Below are 16,564 nucleotides of genomic sequence, written 5' to 3'. Positions count from 1 at the left end.
GGTAATTTCGCTAGACAGCAACGGAGTGGCGCGCGTCGCTTTTGGCCAGATAGGCATCAAAGGCAGAGGCTGCAATCCGCACCAGCGGGCGGCCCATATCTGTCATGACGACTTTGCCCTCCGTTAGCGTTAGCAGGCCGTCTGCCTGCATTTGCTCCAGTGGATCAAAGGCATCGGACCACCAGCCGTCAGCGGCGCCATGGGCGCGGCCTAACGCGTTCGGATCTACATGCCCGTCACACATCAATCGCTCGATCACTTGGGCGCGCAAACGGTCTTCATGGACAAAGGGCAGACCTTTGGCGACGGGCAATTGCCCCGCCTCGACGGCGCGCGACCATGCGCCCGTTTCGGCGATGTTCTGAAAATACCCTGATGGTGTGCGCCCGATAGATGTGGCCCCCATGCCGATCATCGTCTCGGCGCGGTCTGTGGTATAGCCTTGGAAGTTGCGCCGCAGCTCCCCGTTGCGCGCTGCTGCCGCCAGATCATCTTCGGGCAGGGCAAAGTGGTCCAGACCAATCGCCACATAACCTTCGGCCAGCAGGGCCTCGGCGGCGGCATCTGCTTGGGCCTTGCGCGCGCTGGCATCGGGCAGGCTGTCTTCGGGGATCATCCGTTGGTTCTTGGCCATCCACGGCACATGCGCATAGCCAAACAGCGCGATCCGGTCAGGGCGCATGGCTGCACTAAGCTTTACGGTTTCAACAAGGCTGTCCACCGTCTGGAAGGGCAGGCCATAGATCAGATCAAAGTTGATGCCGGAAACGCCTGCCGCGCGTAGTTGATCAACCGATGTGCGCACCATTGCTGGCGGCTGGATGCGGTTGATCGCCTTTTGCACCTTCATATCAAATTCCTGCACGCCAAAGCTGGCGCGGGTGAACCCCAGCGCACCAATGCGTGCGGCCATCTCGGGCGTCAGCGTGCGCGGATCGCTCTCGATCGCGATCTCGGCGTCAGGGGCGAAATTCCAGCGCGCGCGCACCTCGTTCATCAAGGCTTCCAGATCATCAGGGCTGAGGGCGGTGGGCGTGCCGCCGCCCCAGTGCAAATGCGATACGGTCATGCGCGCAGGCAGCGCATCTGCTGTCAGCGCAATTTCGCGGCGTAATGTCTGTGCATAAGCGGCCACAGGCGCGTATTTCGAGGCCAGCTTCATGTTGCACCCGCAGTACCAGCACATCTGGCGGCAGAAAGGCACATGCAGATAAAGCGAGACGGGGGCCTCAACATCCAGATCCGACAACCACTCGCGATACCGCGTTTCGGCAAAATCTTTCTCGAAATGTGGCGCAGTGGGGTAACTGGTATAGCGCGGCGTGGCGCGGCTGGCATAGCGGTCTATCACAGGGTCCATCATGCAGTCCTTTGGGTCCGAAGGGGTGAAGGCAGCAGCCAGAGGCGCCTTGAGTGGTTTGTCTTGCAGCCCTCCACCCTTTGGAACGGGAGTAATTCCAAACAGGAAGAGAACTGCGCGACTGACCTCAATCTACAAAAACGCATCATTCGCGCTTTGACCCAGATCAAAGTTCGCAAAAGGGCGAAAGCGTCACGGCACTCGTGAACCATCACCGCCAAATTCCTGAACGGACGCCTGCGTGTTACCAAGAACCGAAATGGGGGCAGCAGCTATTTAGAGACGCAAACAACCAGCGATCCAAGCACCTTCGCGGCGCAAGGCACCCCAACTGACCTCGGGCGCCAATAGGAAAGAAAAAACAAAGCAGAATCGCCGAACGGGCCTGAAGCACCCCGAAAAGAGCGCTTCAGACCCGATAAAAAAGCGGCCTTCAAAAGACGGACTGAACCGTTAGGTCAGAAAGGAGGGCAGGTTGGTCCGCGGAATATCCACCCCGCTCAGATTGTCGTTGGCGCGATCCCACATATCAAATGCCCGATCAATCTCGTTCTGGGTCACCTCCTCTGACGTCAAAGGTGATCCGGTGGTCGGCGTTTCGTCAGCCGAAGGGCTTGTGGTCTCTACTTGAACGACAGGTGTCGTTGTCGGCGTGCTGGGCGCTGTCGGTACGACGACAGGCGTGCTGGTCTGGCCCTGATCGGTCTGATCGGCTGTTTCGGATTGAATGATATCACCGGTCTGCGCCACTGGTCTGGCCTCTTGCGTTACATCCTCACCATCATGTTCACCCTCTGAGGCCCAATAAAAATTAGTGCTGATGTCGGGGTCGTCATTGGTGAAATCGACAATAGTCTGTGACGTCACAGGCGTGCCGTTGGTGCCACCTACCTGTGTTAGGCTGGAGGTGCCCAGATGCACTTCGGCCACCAGTTTGGTCTGGCTGTCGACAGCGCCATCGCCATCAATGATACGGCTGATTTCGTTCGCAGACAGATAGCGCACGTCCAATGGTGTTTCGATCACATAAAGCGTCCGTGTGGTATCGGTCAGGCTGTCGCCTGTGTCTGCGCTCTCTACCTCGTTGGTAATCAGGTGCATAAAGCCTCTGAGATTCGTGAATTCGAAGTGAAGCGAATCTGCGGGGTTTGACAGGTCTATCTCGGTGACATGGCTGCCCACCTGCGACTGGTCGATATTGATTACAATATCCACGTTATTGGCGTATTCTTTGGAAATCACGGTCTCTGAAAAGACGTTTCCGCCCCCGTCCACCTTATCTTCGGTGCTCGAAACGATGACGCTCTCACCGCCCGCAATATTGGTATTCAGCGCGGCAATAACCAACGCGGTGTCCTCGTTCGGGGTTACGGCAAAGGTCGTGTCGGCGTCATACCCCAGATCAATGACATGCAGATCTTCTGGAGGCTCGACAATGTAGGATCGGTCTTGGTTTTCTCCTGTTTCAGGACCTTCGACCAAAACAGCATCATCACTTAGCGTGCCACCGTCGAGCGTCACAACTGTTACCATTTCATCAAGAGACAGGACAGGAATCGGCAAATCGGGGGGCGGGGAATAGCTTACGGGCTCGGCAATCTCCTCGTCTTCGCTATCCGGCGCGGTGGTGTCAGGCGCTTCGGTAACGGGCGTCTCGGTTTCTTCTTCGCCAGCGACAGGTGTTTCAGTGACGGGCGCTTGCGTCACTGGATCGGCTTCGGCCTCCGTTTCTGGCTCCAGCATTTCGTCGTTTGTCTGGTCCTGCGGCTCAATGTCTCCATCGTCACTACCACCCATAATTCCGACCAACCCAAGCGAGAGCATCGCGATAATTCCAACAGCAAGCATATTGTCTATCCTTCAATATGGTGGCGCTGGACCGCGCCGATCAAAACAATTTGAATCTTTTTGGACTATGTTTCGGGCATGAGTGGGGCAGATCGTGGCAACAATAGGGTTAGTTGCGGGTTATTGTTGAAAGCCGGATTTGGCCGCAGGCGGGTATATGCCGCATAAGAAGGGGCCAAATCGCTTGCGCGCAGTGCCTCTTTGGCCTATACGCGCGCTTGTCTAAGGGGCGATAACAGGCTTCGGGCGAGATATCTAATACAGGGGTCGGAGTCTTCCGGCCCTCTTTCTTTATCCCGACCGGAACACCACCCCGCAGGCCAATGCTCACCCAAGACCGGCGGAGACAACCGCACGGCCAGAAAACACTTTATAAGGATACGATACGCTACATGGCGAATATGATGGACGAGTTTGAAGCACTCTTGAACGAAAGCTTCGAAATGGACACACCCGAAGAGGGTTCTGTTGTCAAAGGCAAGGTGATCGCGATTGAAGCGGGCCAAGCCATTATCGACGTAGGCTACAAGATGGAAGGCCGCGTCGAGCTTAAAGAATTTGCCGATCCCGGCGAAGCTCCCAAAATTGCTGTCGGCGACGAAGTCGAAGTGTTCCTGCGTCAGGTAGAGAACTCTCGCGGCGAAGCGGTTATCTCTCGTGAGATGGCGCGCCGTGAAGAAGCATGGGACCGTCTGGAGAAAGCCTACGCAGCAGAAGAGCGCGTCGAAGGCGCAATCTTTGGTCGCGTCAAAGGTGGCTTTACTGTGGATCTTGGCGGCGCGGTTGCGTTCCTGCCCGGCTCGCAGGTTGATGTGCGCCCCGTGCGCGATGCAGGCCCGTTGATGGGTCTCAAGCAGCCGTTCCAGGTTCTGAAAATGGACCGTCGCCGTGGTAACATCGTTGTATCGCGTCGTGCGATCCTCGAAGAGTCCCGTGCCGAACAGCGCGCCGAAGTCATTGGCAACCTCACCGAGGGCCAAGAAGTTGACGGCGTGGTCAAGAACATCACCGAATATGGTGCGTTCGTGGACCTTGGCGGCGTAGACGGCTTGTTGCACGTGACAGACATGGCATGGCGCCGTGTGAACCACCCATCCGAGATCCTCGCCATCGGCGAAACGATCAAGGTGCAGGTGATCAAGATCAACAAAGAGACACACCGCATCTCCCTCGGCATGAAGCAGTTGCAAGAAGATCCATGGGATCTGGTTGCTGCCAAGTACCCACTGGAATCCTCGCACACTGGCCGCGTGACCAACATCACCGATTACGGCGCCTTTGTTGAGCTGGAGCCAGGTGTTGAAGGTCTGGTTCACGTCTCCGAGATGTCCTGGACCAAAAAGAACGTACACCCCGGCAAGATCGTGTCTACGTCTCAGGAAGTCGAAGTCATGGTTCTGGAAATCGATGGCGCCAAGCGTCGCGTTTCCCTTGGTCTCAAGCAGACCATGCGCAACCCGTGGGAAGTGTTTGCAGAAACACACCCTGAAGGTACCGAAGTTGAAGGCGAAGTCAAAAACATCACCGAATTCGGTCTGTTTGTTGGTCTTCCCGGCGACATCGACGGCATGGTTCACCTCTCTGATCTCTCATGGGACCAGCGCGGCGAAGAGGCCATTCAGGACTACCGCAAAGGCGACATGGTTCAGGCAGTTGTCTCCGAAGTCGACGTCGAGAAAGAGCGTATCTCGCTCTCCATCAAAGGCGTGGGCGGCGACAAGTTTGCAGAAGCAGTGGGCGGCGTGAAGCGCGGCTCTGTTGTGACTGTGGCTGTGACCTCCATCGAAGACGGTGGCATCGAAGTGGAATATGAAGGCATGAAAGCCTTCATTCGCCGCTCCGATCTGTCCCGCGACCGTGCCGAGCAGCGCCCCGAGCGTTTCTCTGTGGGTGACAAGGTTGATGTGCGCATCACCAATGTCGACACAAAAGCACACCGTCTGGGCGTCTCGATCAAAGCGCGTGAAATCGCTGAAGAGAAAGAAGCCGTCGAGCAGTATGGCTCCTCCGATTCGGGCGCATCACTGGGCGACATTCTTGGTGCCGCGCTGAAAACCAGCGACGATTGATAGAAGTGCCGAAAGGCAGTGAAGATATCAAAAGGCCCTGCGCATACCGCGTGGGGCCTTTTTGCGAATCGGCTAGGGATAGGTTAAAATTGCGGCGTTGACGGACTTAGTTTGTTAAGGAATCGCCTTTTGGTTGTACTTCACTTGGCTAACTGAGGGTCAATATGCAATAAACTGCTTGATTTGGTCGGTTCTGTGACTTTCAAAAACGCCGATTTTTTCTATAGTGGCGACATAATGACGCAATAATGCGCAGGGGAGAAACGAATGATCCGGTCAGAATTGATCCAGAAGATCGCAGACGACAATCCGCATTTGTACCAACGGGATGTCGAGCGGATCGTAAACACCATATTTGACGAGATTACGACCGCGATGTCCAAAGGCGACCGTGTCGAGTTGCGCGGCTTTGGCGCATTTTCGGTCAAGAAGCGTGATGCACGTGTGGGCCGCAATCCACGCACCGGCGAGACTGTTCATGTCGAAGAGAAACATGTACCGTTCTTCAAAACGGGCAAACTGCTCCGTGATCGGTTAAACGGGAAAAGCTAATGCGTTACGTCCGCTACTTGTGTATCGCCATCTTCGCGGTGGCCCTTATTTCTGTGGCTCTGGCCAATCGTGCGATGGTATCGCTTCAGGTCTTGCCAGCAGAGGTCTCCGGCCTCTTTGCAATGAACCCTTCGGTTCAGCTGCCGCTCTTTGTCGTGATTCTCGGCAGTGTACTGGCAGGTCTGCTGATCGGTTTCGTTTGGGAATGGATACGCGAATACGGTGAACGTGCCGAAGCGGCCAAACAAGCGCGCGAACTGCGCCGCTTGCACCGTGAGTTGGACAAGCTGAAAGCCGAAAAGCACGAAGGCAAGGACGAAGTCATCGCGCTGCTGGACAAAGCCGGCTAAGCGGACATGTCATCTGATGTTTCTGTAAAGATTTGCGGTTTGCGCAAACCCGAGGATGTGCGCGCTGTCGCCGAGGCAGGCGCGCGCTACGTCGGGTTTACCTTCTTCCCCAAATCCCCACGCTTTGTGGAGTTTCCGCAGGCTGCCGATCTCGCAGCCGCGGTACCAGTGGGCATTTGCAAAGTGGCCCTTACCGTAAACGCCGATGATGCGTTCCTCGACGCGCTCACCAGTGCGGTACCACTCGATATGCTGCAACTCCACGGCGGCGAAAGCCCGGTGCGTGTGGCGCAGATCAAAGCGCGCTATGGCCTCCCCGTGATGAAGGCCATCGGGGTGGCAGATCAGGCGGACCTTGCCCAAATCGACGCCTATACAGGTTTGGCCGACCAGCTTTTGATTGATGCCAAGCCCCCAAAAGACGCGGACCTGCCCGGCGGCAACGGTCTGGCGTTTGACTGGCAACTGCTGGCAGGGCGCGTCTGGCGCAGCCCTTGGATGCTTGCAGGCGGTCTGACCCCTGACAATGTGGCCGAAGCGATCCGTCGCACAGGCGCACGGCAGGTGGATGTGGCCTCTGGCGTCGAGAGCAGCCCGGGTGTCAAAGATGCTGCTCTCATCCAAGCATTGGTGCGCGCGGCGCAAGAGGCCTAATTCCCGCTGAACTGCGCGTCTTTGGCTTCTTTACCATTCTCTGCATGGGCGATACTGCTATGCTCAACAGATATTCCAAGAGGCATATGCGCAATGGCAAACGATCTTTTCAACAGCTTCATGACTGGCCCCGACGAGAATGGCCGCTTTGGTGAATTCGGCGGGCGGTTCGTATCCGAGACGCTGATGCCCCTCATCCTCGAATTGCAGGACCAGTACGACATTGCCAAAACCGACCCTACATTCTGGGCCGAGATGGATGACCTTTGGGAGCATTACGTGGGCCGCCCCAGCCCCCTCTATCACGCCGAGCGGCTGACCGAAGAGCTGGGTGGCGCGAAAATCTACATGAAGCGCGACGAGCTGAACCACACCGGTGCGCATAAGATCAACAATGTGCTGGGCCAGATAATTCTCGCCCGTCGTATGGGTAAGAAACGCATCATCGCCGAGACAGGTGCAGGCCAGCACGGTGTGGCCACGGCCACCGTCTGCGCCAAATTCGGTCTGCAGTGTGTGGTCTACATGGGCGCCCACGATGTAGAGCGTCAGGCCCCCAACGTCTTTCGCATGCGCCTGCTGGGAGCAGAGATTATTCCCGTCACATCGGGTCGTGGCACGCTCAAAGACGCGATGAACGATGCGCTGCGCGATTGGGTCACCAACGTGCGCGACACCTTCTATTGCATTGGCACCGTTGCAGGCCCGCACCCGTACCCCGCAATGGTCCGCGATTTCCAAAGCATCATCGGCAAAGAAGTCCGCACCCAGATGGAAAAGGCCGAAGGCCGTCTGCCCGACACGCTGATCGCGGCCATCGGTGGCGGCTCTAACGCGATGGGCCTTTTCTACCCCTTCCTCGATGACAAAGAGGTCAACATCATCGGTGTCGAGGCTGGTGGCAAGGGCGTGAATGCCAAGATGGAGCATTGCGCCTCTCTCACAGGTGGCCGCCCTGGTGTGCTGCACGGCAACCGCACCTATCTGTTGCAAGACGATGATGGTCAAATCCTCGAAGGTTTCTCAATCTCCGCAGGTCTCGACTATCCGGGTATCGGGCCAGAGCACGCTTGGCTGCATGACATCGGCCGCGCGCAATATGTTTCGATCACTGATGTCGAGGCATTGGCTGCTTTCCAGAAATGCTGTGAGCTGGAGGGGATCATCCCCGCACTGGAGCCGTCGCATGCGCTTGCCCATGTGATCAAGATCGCGCCGACACTGCCAAAAGACCATTTGCTGGTAATGAACATGTGTGGCCGTGGCGACAAGGACATCTTCACCGTGGCCCGCGCGCTGGGCTTCGAGATGGGCGAATTCGCCTGAGCAAGACGAGGGCAGGGGCCATGTGCCCCGCCCGCCTTAACGTGTAAGCTCAAGGATGTCGAAATCACTCTCGTTTACGGGAGCGGGGAACATCAGCCGCGCCCGTGTGTCTGATACCCGTTCGAACACGGCGACATCGGGTGTGATGGTGCCTGTACCCTCAAAATCCGCAGCCAGATCGCTGTACGCCCGCGGCGTCTCGCTCGCCACATACCCAACGCCCAGATAGACTGCGCGCCCGTCCCGCATCTCGATCCGCCCCGAGGTCCGCTGTGAGCCTGACAGCTTTTCAAAGGTCACGCCGGTATTATCCAGCGTCATGCGACATTTGAAATTGCTATAGACCACCAGCGCAGGCGTGCCGCCCAGCTTCATCGTGCGGCAGCGCCACTCCCCCTGCAAACTTGGGTCAAAGGCAACCTGTGGTGTGCCGGACAAGGCCGTTGTCAGGGCTGCTACATCGCCCGCACTGCCCTGTGCAAATGCCTCCAGCAAAGCTGTGCCTGCCAACCTCTCGAACCGGTCCAGCCTTGATTGCTCTTGCACGCGGATGTCCTGCGCCGCCGCAACCCCTGCGAGGAGCGCCCAAAGGGCAGCGAGGAGCAGCGCGCGATGCATCAGGCTGCGTCCAGACTGTGCGCGCGCAATACATCTAATGGCACCACTTCCAATGCGCGCAGATGTGTGGCGGCCAGATGCACCTTTGGCCCACACCCTTCCTCGGCGGCCTGCATGAAGCGCCCCGCACACAGGCACCATTTATCACCGGGTTTCAGCCCCGCAAAACCAAAGGCGGGGTTGGGCGAGGACAAATCATTCCCCACGTATTTTGAAAACGCCAGAAATTCGGCGGTCATTATTGCGCAAACCGTATGGCTGCCCTGATCCGCAGCACAGGTGTTGCAGTGTCCGTCGCGGAAAAAACCTGTCACAGGATCATTCCCGCACAGCTCCAGCGTGCCACCTTCGACATTCGTACTTTCGTCCGGCTCCATAATCCTGTCTCCCTAAATGTTATCTGCAATGGCACGAAAAATTGCGATGTTCTGTGCCGAGACGCCCTCGTCACGGAATCTGCGATCGGCAGCATTGGTGGCGATCACCACGCCGCGTGTGCGGTTGACATAAACGTATTGCCCGTAAATCCCGCGCGCCATGAATTCACCGTCCACAGCGCCCTGCGGTATCCACCATTGATAGCCATAGCCGATCGCCCCCACCGCTGTTGGCGCGGATGGTACGGTCGAAGCGGCGACCCAATCTTCAGGCACGATCTGCACACCGTTATAGCGCCCGTTTTGCAAAAACATCTGGCCCATACGTGCATAATCCCGCGTGGTCAGGTTCAGGCCCCCCAGCACAAAGGCGGTGCCAAACCCGTCCGTCAGGTAATAGGGCGTCTGCTCCAGCCCCATAGGGGCGATGACCTTTTCACTCAGCAACGCGGCAATGGGCCGCCCCGTTGCGCCGCGCACGACCATCGACAGGACATGTGTGTCAATCGAGACATATTTCCACATCTCGCCCGCGTTCGTGAACGTCTCGCTGATGCCAGCGGCAAATTCGTCCATACTGCCGCCCAGCGCCAGCACACGGCCCATGCGGTTGATATCCGAACTCTGGTCAAGGTAATCCTCGTCAAAAGTCACGCCGCTGGCCATGTTGAGCACGTTGCGGATGCTCGCCCCGTCGTATGCACCACCCACAAGCGCAGGCGCATAGCGCGTGACGGGATCGTCCAGTGATGCAATGGCACCTTCTTGCAACAGCACACCGAACAACGCGGACAGATAGCTTTTGGCGACCGACCACGATATCCGCAAATCTTCAGGCGCAGTGCCTTTGTAATAGCTCTCGTGCACGATCTGCCCGTCCTTCAGCACGACCAACGCCGTCACATCGCGTGCCTCTGCCCAGTCGGCCACCTGCGGGGGCAGGACGGCATCAGGGCCATAAGGCAGCTCTGCCGTGGGTCCATCGCCGCGCGGCACGGGCACGGTCAGAAACGCTGCGTCCATGTTCGAAAAATTCTGCACGATTTTTTCTTCGGTAAAGAGCGAATTGACCGCCAGCAGTCGCGTGATCTGTTCGCGCTGCCACAGCCCGATCACAAGCGCGGCAAGCACCAGAACGAATACAATTCTAAGCAGCCATTTTATGAATGTTCGCATGGGATCGTTCCTTTTTCTGTTGGCCCCACTCAATCACGCGCAACCAAAGGCTGCCAGTCCCGTATCACCCGCTTGCTGGCGCCCAGTGTACCCAGCGCCCGTGAAAATCTGCCCGTCCCAACGACAGTGTCATATCACCGGGCCAGAGACGCAGGGTAATCGCGGCCCCCTTACCGCCCGTCGTGTCGCCATCACTCTCCATCGAAAGCCACGCCAGCGGTCGGTTTGCTGTGGCTTTGTTGCCTGCTGCCTCGATCAATGCGGTGCCACGGGCGCGTGTGGCCGCGGGGAAATACTGCCACGCGACAGAATGCTGGATCAGGTGGATCTGCCCCTGTGGGGCCGAGGCCAGACGTGTTGCCAGCCATTCGATTGCATCGCCTTTGTCTATCTGCGCTGTCATTACCGATGCCGCCGCCCGCGTCAGCGCCAGACGCTCGGGCTGGTCCGGCCATAGATATGCCGTGAGCCGCAGCAGATCATCTCCGTTTTGAGGGTCTAGCGGGTTAAGGTCCACTCCCGCACGGCTTGCAATCTGCGGCGTGGCTACGGGTGGTGGCGGGCCTGTCCACTCGGGGCTGAGAGACAGAACAGGCATGTCGGGGCCATAGCGTGTACCCGCCAGATCAAGGGCGTAGTGATCCCACATGAGGTTCAGACCGCCGCTTGCGCCCAGCTCGCTCAGGTGCAGAGGCAGGTCGAACTGCGCCACTGCGACCCGCGCACCCGCAATCAGCACGCTAGAGCGCCGCACCTCGTTCGTCTGTGGCGCGCTGGCTGTCCAGGTCTCCATAAACGCCGCGTGTGTTGTGAGCGCCGCAAGAACTGCATCGCGCAGATCAGCGTCGGAAGGCGTGTTGGGTGGATATACCGCCACCAACCCCGCATCGCGCCGCGTCAACACCAGCGCATGTAAGCCACCTGCCACGCGCAACGGAAGCGAATGGCCCGCAGGCCCGATATCACCTCCGAAAGCTTCAAATTTGCGCGCCAATGCGCTGTCCTGCGGCCAGTTTTCGGCCAGAGTATTCAAGAGCTGCCCCATGAACGGGCTGCCAAGCGCCGCGCAAGAGATCGCCTGATCGCGGAAGGCTTGTATTAGTGTCATTTGAAACGCTCCATAAGTTTTTGCAGGGCCGTGCGTTCATCGCTGCCCGTCGGGCGCTCCTCATCCTTGGCAGGGGGTGGCGCTTTGGCGGGGCCTTTGGTGCCCGTTGACGGGCGTGGGGGGGCTGTGCGCAAACTCACTGCATTCATGAACTTGGCAGCGTCGCCCTGCGCCAACCATGGCGCACCATCACTCACACCGCGTAACACATCGTCCAACCAGTCAGCTTCGGCTTTGGCAAAATCATTCAACACATAGCCTGCCACACGGTCCTTGTGACCAGGATGTCCGATGCCCAACCGCACACGGCCATAGTCAGGCCCCAGATGTGCGTGGATCGAGCGGAGCCCGTTGTGCCCCGCATGGCCCCCGCCCATCTTGAACTTTACCTTGCCAGGGGCGAGGTCCAGCTCGTCGTGCAGTACAATCACATCCTGCGCGTCTACTTTGTAGAAATTGCACGCTGCCATTACGCTGTCGCCCGAACGGTTCATAAAGGTCTCGGGGCGCAGCAACACGGCACGCGCGCTGCCAAAGCGTCCTTCGCTGATACTGCCTTGATGTTTTGACTTCCACGGTGAAAACCCATGATCCGCCGCGATCCTCTCCACTGCCATGAAGCCGATATTGTGACGGTTACGCGCATATTTCGCGCCTGGATTGCCCAGACCTACGATGAGTTTCATTTCATGTCTCCGCTGCTTGGCCCTACCTTATGGGCGGTGGGGGGCAGGGTCCAGCGGATGCGGGATGCGCCGCCGGTATCGCGCAGCGCTTGCGCTGCGCCGCCAAGACTGCGTGCAGGCCAAAGAGGGCATGAAAACCAGCGCCCTGACCCGCCCCCTGAAACGAAAAACGGGGCCGCTCCAAGGCAGCCCCGTCTCGATCAGATCGAAAGCTGTGCAAAGATTACTCTTCGCCGCCCTCTGCCGCCTCTGGTGCGGCATCATCCGCGTCATCATCATCGGTGGCGGATGCCAGACCGGATGGTGCGGAAACCTGTGCAATCACAAAGTCACGGTCGATGACCGGCTTGCAACCTGCGGGCAGTTTCACGTTCGCGATTGTCGCGTTGTCGCCGATTTCCAGTTCAGAGATATCAACTGTGATGCTCTCTGGGATATCAGCTGCCGTTACAACCAGCTCAACCTCGGGACGTACAAGGTTCAGCGTGCCGCCCTTGCGCAGGCCGGGGCATTCTTCCTCGCCAGCAACTTCGACGTTGATGAACAGGTTGATTTTGGTTGTACGCTTGAGGCGCATGAAGTCGACGTGCGTTGGCAGGTCTTTGACAACGTGGCGCTGTACATCGCGGCAGATCACGCGCACATCGTCGTGGCCCTCTACCTTCATGTTGAACAATGTCGCTTTAAAGCGGCCTTTGCGCAGCATTGTCAGCAGCTTGTTGAAGTCCATCTGGATCGGCAGCGGATCAACGTCGCCCCCGAAAACAATTCCAGGAACCATGCCATCGCGGCGCGCCTGACGAGCGGCGCCCTTGCCTGTCCCCGTGCGTTCTTGAACTTCAAGATCTGGGATCTCTCCGGCCATAATAATTCTCCAATATCTAACTCGGGACGCCTCCAAGGCTGTCGTCCCGCGTGAACAGGCAGCCCCCATGGGCAACCCGCATGAACAGACGCCCGGAATTGGGACAGCCCGCATGAAGTCGCGCGTATAGACGGGAAAATGCGATGTGAAAAGAGTGAATCGCGCGCTGCGTTGACAAAGCTGTGCTTGAACCGCTCAGAGTCGCATGGCAAGCCTGCCAGCATGGGAATTAGGCACGATATTTCTGCATCTTACAAGCCGTTGGGCGGGTTTGCCGCGATCGGGCTGGCGTGGGCTGCCTATTTTGCGCAGATGCCGGTGATCAAGGCAGGTGTTGGTGCCTCTGACGGGGCGTACGGCGTGGCATTGCTCTGGGCGTCGTTGGGAGCGGTGGCTGCGATGTGGCTGGCGCCCCTTGCTCAGGCGCGTGCAGGGCGGTTTGCGGTGCCGCTGGCGATTTGTGCGATTGCGTCGGGCTTGCTGGGCGCAGGGCTGGTGCCCGCACTCTGGGCGCTGGCGGTGATGCTTTTGCTCATGTCGGCGGGATCGGGCATTGTGGATGTGCTGGTAAACGCTCAGGTGGCCGAAATCGAGGCCCGCACAGGACGCGCGCTGATGAATCTCAACCACGCGCTTTATTCATTTGTCTATGCAGGGGCGGCACTGGCAGTGGGCGCATTGCGCAGCGCCGGATGGAGCCCTGCCGAAGTATTCAGCGCGTGCTTGGTTTTGTTTGCCTGCCTCGCATGGACGACCATCGGCAAGATCGCAGCGCCGCTAAGCGAGGAGCATTCGGCCCCGGCCAGCGCACTGCCAACCACCCTGATCTGGATAGCAGGAACACTGGTGTTCTTTGCGTTTCTCACAGAGGCTGCCGCCGAAGGCTGGTCCGCTCTGCGCATCGAGCGCGGGTTGGACGGTACCGCGGCCCAAGGTGCGCTTGGCCCTGCATTGCTGGGACTGATGATGGGGGTGGGACGGCTTTCGGGACATGCTGTTGCCCAGTTTGTCAGCGAAAAATTACTTATGATCGCGGCGTGTTTGTTGACCGCAGCGGGGCTTGCCGGTGTCGCACTGGCCAACTCGGTCGGGGCTGCTTTGTTGTGCTTTGCGCTGGCTGGTTTGGGCATATCGGTGGTGGCGCCGCTGACCCTAGCAATAGCGGGCCGCAGGGTGCCTGCCCGAATACGTCTGGCTGTGATCGCGCGTGTCTCTGTACTGGGCTATGGTGCGTTTTTCTTCGGCCCGCCGCTGATGGGTCTGATTTCGCAGGGATTCGGGCTGAGTGCTGCATTCATGACTGTTGCAGTGCTGATTTCTATCGTCGCGGTGACGCTGGTGCCGTTGCTCTCTCGGGAATGAGGACTGATACTGCGGCCACTTGCTGACGTCGGCGTGTGTTGCGTGTGGGAGTTTGGGGCGCTGCCCCGACTTCGCCTTTGGCGAAGCCCCCCCCGGAGGATTTAAGGCCAAGAAAAATAGGCAGTTCAGACGGCATTCACCAGATGTCCGCCGGTGGCAGTTACACGGGCATGCAAGGCGATTTCGGCAGCGTAGGCCGCGTCGAACAATTCTTGGGTTTCGCGGCTTATCGGCGTGGGGGCAGGGGGCGAGACATTCAGCGGTTTAAACGCGATCTCGCTGTTCATGCGCGCCTCCAGCCAACTGCGCAGAACCGGCTGGGCTTCGTATGCGAACAGATGCGTGACGCCCAAGGTGCCGTGCCGGTCTGTCAGAAAATTATGCTGGGTGCCGATGCGTGCCCATGACGGGGGAGCGGTGGAAGTCACGGCGCGGACGAACCCGTCAAAATCCACATCGAGGTCCGCCGCGCGATAGCGATACCAGCTGCGCAGATGCTCCAGCGGGGCGCGGATTACGGCCATGGTTTCGGGGGTCAGATCAAATGCCTCGCGCAGAAAGGGCGCAATTTTGCGCTGGTACCTGCCGTAGGGCGCGTGTTTGCGGTGCTTGTAGAACGCGATATCCGCCCAAGGTTTCAGCGCCACTTCCATAGCTGTCGACCCCGTTTTGGGGACCGACAGCAGCACAAGGTTCTGCTCTGAAAAAACCAGCATCAGTCTTGCCAGTTGCCCTCGAACCCTTTGGGGATCAACAAGTTGTGCCGCCCGAGATCTGTCACCTTCGTCTCGCCACATAGTGCCATTGTCGTGTCCAGTTCTTTATGGATCACCTCCAGCGCGCGGGTCACACCCGCTTGGCCCATTGCGCCCAGCCCGTAGATGAACGCCCGCCCGATGTAGGTGCCGCTGGCCCCCATCGCCATGGCCTTCAACACATCCTGACCCGAGCGTATGCCACTGTCGAGATGTACCTCCACCTGATCGCCCACGGCATCCAGAATGGAGGGCAGCATCCGGATCGAGCTGAGCGCCCCGTCAAGCTGGCGACCGCCGTGGTTACTAACAATAATCGCGTCCGCACCGACCTGCATGGCCATCTTGGCGTCTTCTGCGTCCAGTATCCCCTTGAGGATCACTTTACCGCCCCACTGCTCCTTGATTTTGGCGATTTTCTTCCAGTCCAGCGTGGGGTCGAATTGTTCGGCTGTCCATGCGCTTAGGTCTGATGCGTCCGAGATATTGTCCACATGCCCCACGATGTTGCCAAAGCTGCGGCTTTTGGTCTGCAACATCCCGATGCCCCAGCGCCATTTTGTCGCCAGATCGGCCATCGAGGCCATCGTCAGCTTTGGCGGTGCCGAGAGGCCGTTTTTGATATCCTTGTGCCGCTGCCCGATGATCTGCAAGTCCAGCGTGATCACCAGTGCCGAGCAGTTTGCCGCGCGGGCCCGTTCGATCAGGCGGCTTACATAATCCTCGTCGCGCATGGTATAAAGCTGGAACCAGAACGGCTTGTTCGTTGCTTGGGCCACCTCTTCGATTGAGTTGATCGACATGGTCGACAGCGTAAAAGGCACGCCGAATGCCTCTGCCGCGCGGGCGGCCTTAATCTCTCCATCCGCGTGCTGCATGCCTGTCAGGCCGACAGGGGCGAGGGCCACAGGCATTGCTACATCCTGTCCGATCATCTTTGTGGCCGTACTGCGCCCCGACATATCGACCGCCACGCGCTGACGCAGGCGGATCTGGTCAAAATCCGATGTATTCTCGCGGAATGTTTGCTCGGTCCAGCTGCCACTTTCTGCATAGTCATAAAACATCTTCGGCACGCGGCGGCGGTGGATGCGTTTGAGATCGTCGATGTTGGTGATGACGGGCATGCAAAGTCTCCAGGAATTATTGGTAAATATTGTTTACCAATTTTGAAAATGAAGATCAACAACGGATTCATTGTGATTCAGAAGGTGCCCCCGAAGGGGGGCGCCCTGCGAAACAACCGCAGTTCAGCGCGATAGCAAAAGGTGTTTGGACGCAGACATTTACGATCTGCGGTGCTTCTCTTCGTTTTCACCGCAAATGGCTGCTTTCGCGGTTGGCTCAGTTGCCTTTCAACGCATCTACGGCAGAAGGGGGACATGCGCTGCGCACACAAATTCAGAAAGCCCAGCCGCAAAAGGGGTCTTTGCGCGCCTGAGCCATCGCGTATTCACG

At 58.4% G+C, this 16,564-nt stretch carries 17 protein-coding genes; 7 read left to right on the top strand and 10 right to left on the bottom strand.

What is annotated here, in order from left to right:
* Positions 1 to 10: 10 nt before the first annotated feature.
* Positions 11 to 1,360 (bottom strand): oxygen-independent coproporphyrinogen III oxidase, encoded by a 1,350-nt coding sequence (gene hemN / locus Q0903_RS01490; RefSeq protein WP_299412200.1) that lies wholly within the window; start codon positions 1,358 to 1,360, stop codon positions 11 to 13.
* A 453-nt stretch (positions 1,361 to 1,813) separates the two neighbouring features.
* Positions 1,814 to 3,208: a hypothetical protein gene (locus tag Q0903_RS01485; protein ID WP_299412197.1), complete on the bottom strand. Its 1,395-nt coding sequence runs from the start codon at positions 3,206 to 3,208 to the stop codon at positions 1,814 to 1,816.
* A gap of 392 nt (positions 3,209 to 3,600) precedes the next feature.
* On the opposite strand from Q0903_RS01485, the gene rpsA reads away from it, so the two are divergent.
* The 5 genes from rpsA to trpB all read left to right on the top strand — a co-directional run bounded on the left by rpsA (position 3,601) and on the right by trpB (position 8,159).
* Positions 3,601 to 5,277 (top strand): 30S ribosomal protein S1, encoded by a 1,677-nt coding sequence (rpsA, locus tag Q0903_RS01480; RefSeq protein ID WP_299024382.1) that lies wholly within the window; start codon positions 3,601 to 3,603, stop codon positions 5,275 to 5,277.
* A 267-nt stretch (positions 5,278 to 5,544) separates the two neighbouring features.
* Positions 5,545 to 5,829: an integration host factor subunit beta gene (gene ihfB / locus Q0903_RS01475; RefSeq protein ID WP_298857955.1), complete on the top strand. Its 285-nt coding sequence runs from the start codon at positions 5,545 to 5,547 to the stop codon at positions 5,827 to 5,829.
* Positions 5,829 to 6,179 (top strand): LapA family protein, encoded by a 351-nt coding sequence (locus Q0903_RS01470; RefSeq protein ID WP_299412193.1) that lies wholly within the window; start codon positions 5,829 to 5,831, stop codon positions 6,177 to 6,179. The genes ihfB and Q0903_RS01470 overlap by 1 nt, the downstream gene beginning before the upstream one ends.
* Before the next feature lie 6 nt (positions 6,180 to 6,185).
* Complete coding sequence (locus Q0903_RS01465; protein WP_299412191.1) at positions 6,186 to 6,833, top strand: phosphoribosylanthranilate isomerase; 648 nt, start codon at positions 6,186 to 6,188, stop codon at positions 6,831 to 6,833.
* A 93-nt stretch (positions 6,834 to 6,926) separates the two neighbouring features.
* Complete coding sequence (gene trpB, locus Q0903_RS01460; protein ID WP_299024376.1) at positions 6,927 to 8,159, top strand: tryptophan synthase subunit beta; 1,233 nt, start codon at positions 6,927 to 6,929, stop codon at positions 8,157 to 8,159.
* A 36-nt stretch (positions 8,160 to 8,195) separates the two neighbouring features.
* Here the strand turns inward: trpB and Q0903_RS01455 are convergent, their stop codons facing one another.
* The 6 genes from Q0903_RS01455 to Q0903_RS01430 all read right to left on the bottom strand — a co-directional run bounded on the left by Q0903_RS01455 (position 8,196) and on the right by Q0903_RS01430 (position 12,989).
* The gene (locus Q0903_RS01455; protein WP_299412188.1) at positions 8,196 to 8,777 is read right to left on the bottom strand and encodes a DUF4893 domain-containing protein; all 582 of its coding nucleotides are present in this window, start codon (positions 8,775 to 8,777) and stop codon (positions 8,196 to 8,198) included.
* Positions 8,777 to 9,154: a DUF2237 domain-containing protein gene (locus Q0903_RS01450; RefSeq protein ID WP_299024372.1), complete on the bottom strand. Its 378-nt coding sequence runs from the start codon at positions 9,152 to 9,154 to the stop codon at positions 8,777 to 8,779. Before Q0903_RS01450 ends, Q0903_RS01455 begins: the two co-directional genes overlap by 1 nt.
* A 12-nt stretch (positions 9,155 to 9,166) precedes the next feature.
* A complete protein-coding gene (locus tag Q0903_RS01445; RefSeq protein ID WP_299412185.1) occupies positions 9,167 to 10,330 on the bottom strand; it encodes a serine hydrolase in 1,164 nt (387 codons plus the stop codon).
* 64 nt (positions 10,331 to 10,394) lie between these two features.
* Positions 10,395 to 11,438 carry a DUF2332 family protein gene (locus Q0903_RS01440; RefSeq protein WP_299024368.1) on the bottom strand — a complete coding sequence of 348 codons (1,044 nt, stop codon included), beginning with the start codon at positions 11,436 to 11,438 and terminating at the stop codon, positions 10,395 to 10,397.
* Positions 11,435 to 12,124 (bottom strand): aminoacyl-tRNA hydrolase, encoded by a 690-nt coding sequence (pth, locus tag Q0903_RS01435; protein WP_299024366.1) that lies wholly within the window; start codon positions 12,122 to 12,124, stop codon positions 11,435 to 11,437. Before pth ends, Q0903_RS01440 begins: the two co-directional genes overlap by 4 nt.
* Positions 12,125 to 12,347: 223 nt before the next feature.
* Positions 12,348 to 12,989 (bottom strand): 50S ribosomal protein L25/general stress protein Ctc, encoded by a 642-nt coding sequence (locus tag Q0903_RS01430; protein WP_299024364.1) that lies wholly within the window; start codon positions 12,987 to 12,989, stop codon positions 12,348 to 12,350.
* 222 nt (positions 12,990 to 13,211) lie between these two features.
* Here Q0903_RS01430 and Q0903_RS01425 point away from each other — a divergent pair, with 222 nt between their 5' ends.
* Positions 13,212 to 14,351 carry an MFS transporter gene (locus Q0903_RS01425; protein ID WP_299412182.1) on the top strand — a complete coding sequence of 380 codons (1,140 nt, stop codon included), beginning with the start codon at positions 13,212 to 13,214 and terminating at the stop codon, positions 14,349 to 14,351.
* 125 nt (positions 14,352 to 14,476) lie between these two features.
* On the opposite strand, the gene Q0903_RS01420 is transcribed toward Q0903_RS01425, so the two are convergent.
* Entirely contained in the window at positions 14,477 to 15,067 is a 591-nt protein-coding gene (locus Q0903_RS01420) for a hypothetical protein (protein ID WP_299024360.1), read from the bottom strand.
* Positions 15,067 to 16,233 carry an alpha-hydroxy acid oxidase gene (locus Q0903_RS01415; RefSeq protein WP_299024357.1) on the bottom strand — a complete coding sequence of 389 codons (1,167 nt, stop codon included), beginning with the start codon at positions 16,231 to 16,233 and terminating at the stop codon, positions 15,067 to 15,069. The genes Q0903_RS01420 and Q0903_RS01415 overlap by 1 nt, the downstream gene beginning before the upstream one ends.
* Before the next feature lie 29 nt (positions 16,234 to 16,262).
* Between Q0903_RS01415 and Q0903_RS01410 the strand changes: the two genes are divergently transcribed.
* Positions 16,263 to 16,547: a hypothetical protein gene (locus Q0903_RS01410; RefSeq protein ID WP_299412180.1), complete on the top strand. Its 285-nt coding sequence runs from the start codon at positions 16,263 to 16,265 to the stop codon at positions 16,545 to 16,547.
* Positions 16,548 to 16,564: the final 17 nt, after the last annotated feature.

The organism is uncultured Sulfitobacter sp., assembly GCF_947502895.1.
Classification (GTDB): Bacteria; Pseudomonadota; Alphaproteobacteria; order Rhodobacterales; family Rhodobacteraceae; genus Sulfitobacter.
The sequence above is the reverse complement of the archived record's forward strand: the minus strand, read 5'-3'. Positions and strand labels throughout refer to the sequence as shown.